The organism is Paracoccus sp. PAR01 (genome assembly GCF_014851995.1).
Classification (GTDB): Bacteria; Pseudomonadota; Alphaproteobacteria; order Rhodobacterales; family Rhodobacteraceae; genus Paracoccus; species Paracoccus litorisediminis.
The window spans coordinates 1-6013 of the sequence record NZ_JACVAW010000049.1 but is presented as its reverse complement, the minus strand read 5'-3'; the positions used below and the strand labels follow the sequence as shown (position 1 = coordinate 6013).

Genomic DNA, 6013 nt, shown 5'->3' with positions numbered 1-6013 from the left:
TTCTTCACCTGGCTGACGGCCCAGGCCGCGCGCATCTCGCGCAAGTCAGACCTCGGGGTGGCCATGGCCTATATGCTGAGGCGTCAGGAAGGCTTCCGGTTATTCCTCGAGAACGGCCATGTCGACATCGACTCCAACCTGGTCGAAAATGCGATCCGGAGTCCGGCCATGAACCGCCGCAATGCGTTATTCGCCGGACATGACGAGGGCGGTGCGAATTGGGCCCGATACGCCAGCCTGATCGGCAGTTGCAAAATGAACGGTATCGACCCCTGCGCTTATCTCACCGACCTCTTCACCAAGCTGGCCAATGGCCATCTGAAAAAAGACATCGATGACCTGATGCCATGGGCTTACACCCAGCGAAACGCAGCCTCACAATGAGCTCGTTCGGGACTCCCTGACGAGCTCATAAATACTTGCGCAACTTGGGCAACCACCCTGAGCAAGTCAAAAGGCAATGGGACGCAGACGTCGCATACGAAGAACCAGTTTCACCATGACCGCGAATGGATCATATCCACCCGAGATCTCAAGAGAAATTCCATCCAGAACAACGCGGTTTTCTGTTCTTCGAACCGAAGCAATAGCCACTGTCGCGCCCGCGGCGCTGGAAATGACTGCGGCGCAATTGCATTCGCGAGCTTGTTACGATGTAACCTATCTTCAGGAACCGAGGGCGCGAGATTGACCGGCAACACGGTCTGCCCTAACCCTGCCTGCATGAATGTAAATCCCATTGCCCTGATCGCCGCAATCGCCAACGCCTCCGATGATCAGGAGCGCGCCCATCTGTTGCGACAGTCCGGAAAATCCCTGCTGCTTGCGCCAGCGGCCATCGCGGAAATCGCCGTCGCCGCGATCGATCCCGAGGACGGGTCTTCGACACAAGCAGCCCTGTTGCTTCTCGCGGGCGCGCTCGACGAAGCCCGTATGGCCGCAGAAAACGGCACCCCGGAAGGCAGCGCGCTTCTGGACACCCTCGCTGCGATCCTGGGCGAGCAGGACGCTGCCTGCCCATTTGCGCCTGTGACCCGCCTGCGCCTCGCGCAAGCCTATGCTCGTGCCGGTCTAGCGCCGCCCGCCTTCGCCATGCTGACCCCGGAGAACATGACAGGGGATTTACCCGACGGGCAGGCACTGCCTGATCTCGGCGAACTGCTTGACCCGCTGTTGCGTGAGATCGGTGACGAACCGCTTCAGGTCCATGCCGCCCTCGCCGAGCTCCTCGCAGGGCTGCCCCTTGAGCCCGCCGCAATGCTGGTTTCGATGACACTTGAGCGGCCTGGGGCAGTGGAAGCCCGGGTCGGCCTTTATTGGCTCCTGAGCCCTCAGCTCGAGATCCGTCTTGCCGCAGCAACGGCGCTGCTCTCTCGCGCCGAGACAGGGAGCCTTTCACCTGATCTGGCTGTTCTCTTGCCCGCAATCCGCAAATGGATGCCTGATGACCCGGCGCGCGTGGCCCTCGACGCAGTAATCCGGCGGCAGATGCGCAAGGGCGGGCTGAACCGCAATACCCCTGCTGCGACCATCCACCGGGCCGCCGCCAGTCTGCCCGACGGGGCCGGCGCGCAAAGTCTGATCGCGGCATTTCAAAATGGTAGCCACCGTGGCATCGCTATGGCCATGCTCAAACAGGGCCATGGTGTGAAAGATGCCTTCATCCTTCCCTGCGCCAGCGCCACCGAGCAAAAACGCATGTTGGCCAGAATTCTGGAGGAGATCGAGGCCTTCGATGTTTCCCCGGGCGCATTGACCGAAGCCCTGGCGTGCGGTCTCGGCGAGGGCCAGCTTCTTGGGCTCCTTCCAGCCGCCGGTTTGGTCGATTGGGCGGAGCTCATCGGTTCGGAGGGCCTTTCCCCGGTCACCGGCGAGGCCAGCGACATTCTCGAGGCAATCGGCGGCCTCGGGGCCCTTGGGGAGCTTTCAGCCAGCCAACGCGCCGCGCTAATCAAAACCAGCGCAGATTGGACGGAACGCTTCGCGCAGGGCGACGCCTGGTTCGAAGACACCACGGATTTGCGTGCCGCCATATCCCGCGCCCGGACCGAAAAGGGACAGGAAGCGGCGGTCTGGAAGCATCTTGAGACCCGCCGCGACTGGTGGGCGCGGCTTTTCGCTGTTTCGGCGGCCACGCTGAAGGCGGCGGAAGAGCAGCAATATTGGTTGTCCTTCGCCGCAGTGGCACAAGAACTCCTTGGCGGCGCGGCCCTGAAACGTATTCCCGTCATGGCAGAGATCGTGGATATGACCTTGGACGCCTTTGACGCGCGCGAGGGACACGCTCCCCACGTGCCGGAAGCTGGGACCATCGGCCCACTCCTTGCCCATGCCGGATTGAATGAAACCTATGTGCAGGGTTATCTCGCGGCGCTTGCCATATCGCCACGCGAACCCTCACCAGAGGTCTGGCTGGGTGCTCTGCTCGGCGGGGTCGAGTTTCCGGGACACGGGGCAATCGATCAGCTGCTTGCGTTTGTGACGATTGAAGCCGAGCGCGCCAATGACGAGGCAGGGGATCCAAAGCTCGTGAGCGGATGGATTGCCGCCTTCGGTGCTGCGAATCTTCAGGATTGGGCAGCCGGATTCGAAAACTTTGTGGCGGCTTGCCCGCGCGCTTGGCCCACGAAATCTCTGGCGGCCGATGACAAACGAGTGTTGCGTGAGATCGGGGCGGTTGCCAAGGGCAACGATGGCTCGGCACTACGGGCCGTGCTGCCGTCTTGGATCGCCCGCCGCTATGAAATGCGGCAATAGCATCGGACAATGTTTTCACGACTTTGCTGTTGTGCCGAGAGAGAATGGCCATGCAGCAGCCCAGTCTCTCGCCATAAAACATCGACCAAAACGGCAAAGTCGGCCCTTTGCGGCCACTCGCCTCGCCTACGATGCTGCGGCGCAGCTTTCTTTAAACCGGCCATTGGCGACTGTCGTCGCAATATACGCGGGTATATTCGCGCCATGCGAACGGAGCTGCCTTTGCGACCGCAGTATGGCGACGGCATCAATTTTTTCCTTGGAAACCAAGTTGGTTCTGTCGCGACTTTTGCAGGGCGTTGTGTGCCGTTATCAACGCCTCTGGAAAACTGAGAGGCGGCGGGTCGTGTCGATATCGTTCAAGTGGGCGCAGTATCCGAAGAGTGTCATCCTCTTCGCGGTGCTTTTCTATCTGCGTTACCCCGTCTCCTATCGGGACCTTGAAGAGATCATGGCCGATCCCGACCTTCCGACAAATCTCGGCAACTGATGTGCCTTCCTCGCCCTGCTTCAGAATGAACGCCTTCTGCGCTTCCGTGAACTTCGATGCCTTCATCGTTTTCAGCTCCTGTCCCAGCCGGGGAAGGTTAGCTGAAAACTCCAGCTTCAAACGGTCCAGTTTCGAGGGAGCAGAGCAGATGAGCCACGTCGAGTCATCTCGAAGGGCCGGGGATCGCGTTCGCTATCATCGTCTCTGATCTTCTGTTGAATCAACTCCTTGGCACTCGGGCTGCCGCCTGAAAATGCAATCCGCCCAAGCGGACAGTTGTCGCCCACAGGCGTTCTTCAGTTGAGGGAGTGTCGGGAGTCAGATCAATCAGCCCTGCACGGCAAAATTCACCATGATCATGCTCAGTGAAATAACTGCAATGATCAGCGATGCCATGGCGAGTCGGTCGGACATAGTGCACACTTCTGAGTCCGTGGACTTGGAATGATAGTGACAGGCCGCGCGACAGGAGGTCAAGCTCTGGACCGAATGCCGAATGTGTGAGTAACATGATGGCCACTGCTTAGATCAGGCTGGATACTGGAAGATGCTGTGGCAAGGGACGGCGGCCTTTGCGGGGCCGCCGCTTCAGGTTCCTGCGACAGATTCACCATGGGTCGGCGGGGTGTGGCGGCCCTTTAGCGTATAGCTGTAGCCCATGCCTTGGCACCGATATCCGTGCACGAAGCAATCCACCATCTGGCGTTGCAACGTAATTGGCCGGAGCCTGGGGGCGACCTATGGCGGTGAAGATGTCTCTGGACTTCGCCAAGATCGGGCAGTCGTGAGGGCTGGAAAATGGTAAGGTTCCAGAGCCGTCAGGATTTTCCATTGTAGATCGCTTAGGCCGCGCCCCATATTTCACCCTATCGGTTAATAATCCGCCAACCTCGTAAGTTATTAATCGATAGGTGGTTGGTTAATAGAAGAGCATGCCTGCATCGCCATCGCCATCGCCATCGCCATCGCCTTGTTTGCGAGGGGGTGGATTCTCGGCAAGCGCGGCTGCACGTTCCAGTGCTTCGTCTGCCCATTGGTTCAAGCTCTTGCCCGCCAGTTCGGCAGCCCTAGCAATATTGCAGTGGGTTTCTGGGCGGAGCCTGAACATGACCTTGCCGGAATAGGGCTTTAGCGGTTCCTTGCCGATCTTGGCGCAGGTTTCGAGATAATCGTCCACGGCCTCATGGAAGGCCGCGCGGAGATCCTCGACCGTATCTGCGTGGAAGCCAATGCGGTCACCGATACCAGCGATGTGGCCGACGAAGATGGCATCCTCGTCGTCGTAATCGATGCGAGCTCTGTAGCCCTTGAAGGTCATGCTGTTCATGGCGTGATTCCAATGCGTTCTAGAAAGTCGCGGGCGTCTCGAACCTGATAGCGTTTTGCCTCCATGGCAGGATGGGGGCGATGGAATGAGGCGATTAGGCCGTTACATGCAAACTTCACCCTAGACCCATTGCCTTCGATCACCGCTGCGCCAGCCGCGGCCAGCAAGTTTTCGATAGCCACCAATTCGATGGTGCCCGAGGTCGGTTCCGTAAAGACGGCGGCGAGTGTCATTCGGTGAGTGCTGGTCATTGCGCCAAGATGGTGAGTGCTAGCAAAAAATGCAAGCGGTATGCCTGCGCTGTATTTAGGGGTTAGCCGGGCTCACCGTGGTGGCTAGGTGCCGCGCCACGACAACAGGCGGGACAGGTCGCACCTTCACGCATCTGCGGAAGGGTCGCGGCATAGTACCGAGTGCCACCCGCCCTAAATCTGGTTCTGTCGCGACTTTTGCAGGGCGTTGTGTGCCGTTATCAACGCTTCTGGAAAACTGAGAGGCGGCGGGTCGTGTCGATATCGTTCAAGTGGGCGCAGTATCCGAAGAGTGTCATCCTCTTCGCGGTGTTTTTCTATCTGCGTTACCCCGTCTCCTATCGGGACCTTGAAGAGATCATGGCCGAACGTGGCGTCGAGGTTGATCATTCGACGCTGAATCGATGGATCGTTCGGTACGCGCCGCTCCTTGCCAATCAAGCTCAGGCCCGCAAGCAAACGACGGCCAAGTCATGGCGGGCCGACGAGACCTATATCAAGGTGAAGGGCCAATGGACCTATCTTTACCGCGCTGTTGATCGAGATGGGCAGACGCTGGACTTCATGCTGTCCGAGCGGCGAAATTTGCCCGCCGCACGGCGGTTCTTCAAGAAGGTCATCAACAGCAACGGCGTGCCGGAACGGGTCGTCATCGACAAGAGCGGCGCCAACCTCGCGGGACTTCAGGCGATCAACGTGATCCTGAAATTCACAGGCCAGGGCACACAAATCAATATCCGCCAGGTGAAATATCTGAACAATATCCTTGAGCAGGATCATCGCTTCATCAAGCGGATCACCAAGCCGATGATGGGCTTCAAGGCGTTCCATTCCGCCGAGAGAGTGTCCGATCTTCTGTGTATGATTGATCCGGTCCATGCTTCACCGAAAGGAAGCATGCATGACGATCTCCAAGTAACTTCTGGATGAACTGCTGAAGGGTGTTGAGCGCCCTGAGGATCTGCTCGGCGATGCCGGGCTGATGAAGGAGCTGAAGATCCTGCTCATGGAGCGGATGCTGGGCGCGGAGCTGACCGCGCATCTGGGCTATGAGGAAGGCGAGGAAGCACCTCCGGGCCAAGCGAACCGGCGCAACGGCTCGTCGACCAAGGTCTTGAAGGGCCAGGACGGCGAACTGCCGGTGGCTGTGCCCCGTGACCGCGACAGCAGCTTTGAGCCGGAGCTGGT

General features: G+C 59.2%; 6 protein-coding genes and 2 pseudogenes. 5 read left to right on the top strand and 3 right to left on the bottom strand.

The genetic code is table 11. The features are described from left to right. The 3 genes and pseudogenes from IB235_RS24260 to IB235_RS26020 form a co-directional block, all read left to right on the top strand. Window positions 1-384, top strand: a 384-nt coding sequence (locus IB235_RS24260) for a transposase (protein ID WP_192338923.1), incomplete at its 5' end; no start/stop codon positions are given. 303 nt (window positions 385-687) lie between these two features. Beyond that, complete coding sequence (locus tag IB235_RS24255) at window positions 688-2757, top strand: UPF0149 family protein (protein ID WP_192338921.1); 2070 nt, start codon at window positions 688-690, stop codon at window positions 2755-2757. 346 nt (window positions 2758-3103) lie between these two features. Next, window positions 3104-3217: pseudogene (locus tag IB235_RS26020) on the top strand (IS6 family transposase); the annotation flags it as partial. Here the strand turns inward: IB235_RS26020 and IB235_RS24245 are convergent. The 3 genes and pseudogenes from IB235_RS24245 to IB235_RS24235 all read right to left on the bottom strand — a co-directional run. Further along, a pseudogene (locus tag IB235_RS24245) lies at window positions 3214-3313 on the bottom strand (transposase); the annotation flags it as partial. The pseudogenes IB235_RS26020 and IB235_RS24245 sit on opposite strands and share 4 nt — an antisense overlap. 853 nt (window positions 3314-4166) lie before the next feature. Next, window positions 4167-4574, bottom strand: coding sequence for a type II toxin-antitoxin system HicB family antitoxin (locus IB235_RS24240; protein WP_192338919.1), 408 nt, complete (start codon window positions 4572-4574; stop codon window positions 4167-4169). Beyond that, on the bottom strand, window positions 4571-4807 hold the full coding sequence (locus IB235_RS24235; RefSeq protein ID WP_225612607.1) for a type II toxin-antitoxin system HicA family toxin: 237 nt from the start codon (window positions 4805-4807) through the stop codon (window positions 4571-4573). The genes IB235_RS24240 and IB235_RS24235 overlap by 4 nt, the downstream gene beginning before the upstream one ends. A gap of 273 nt (window positions 4808-5080) precedes the next feature. Here IB235_RS24235 and IB235_RS24230 point away from each other — a divergent pair, with 273 nt between their 5' ends. Next, on the top strand, window positions 5081-5755 hold the full coding sequence (locus IB235_RS24230) for an IS6 family transposase (RefSeq protein ID WP_370576991.1): 675 nt from the start codon (window positions 5081-5083) through the stop codon (window positions 5753-5755). A 52-nt stretch (window positions 5756-5807) separates the two neighbouring features. Next, the coding region (locus tag IB235_RS24225) for a transposase (protein ID WP_255524434.1) at window positions 5808-6013 on the top strand (206 nt) is incomplete at its 3' end.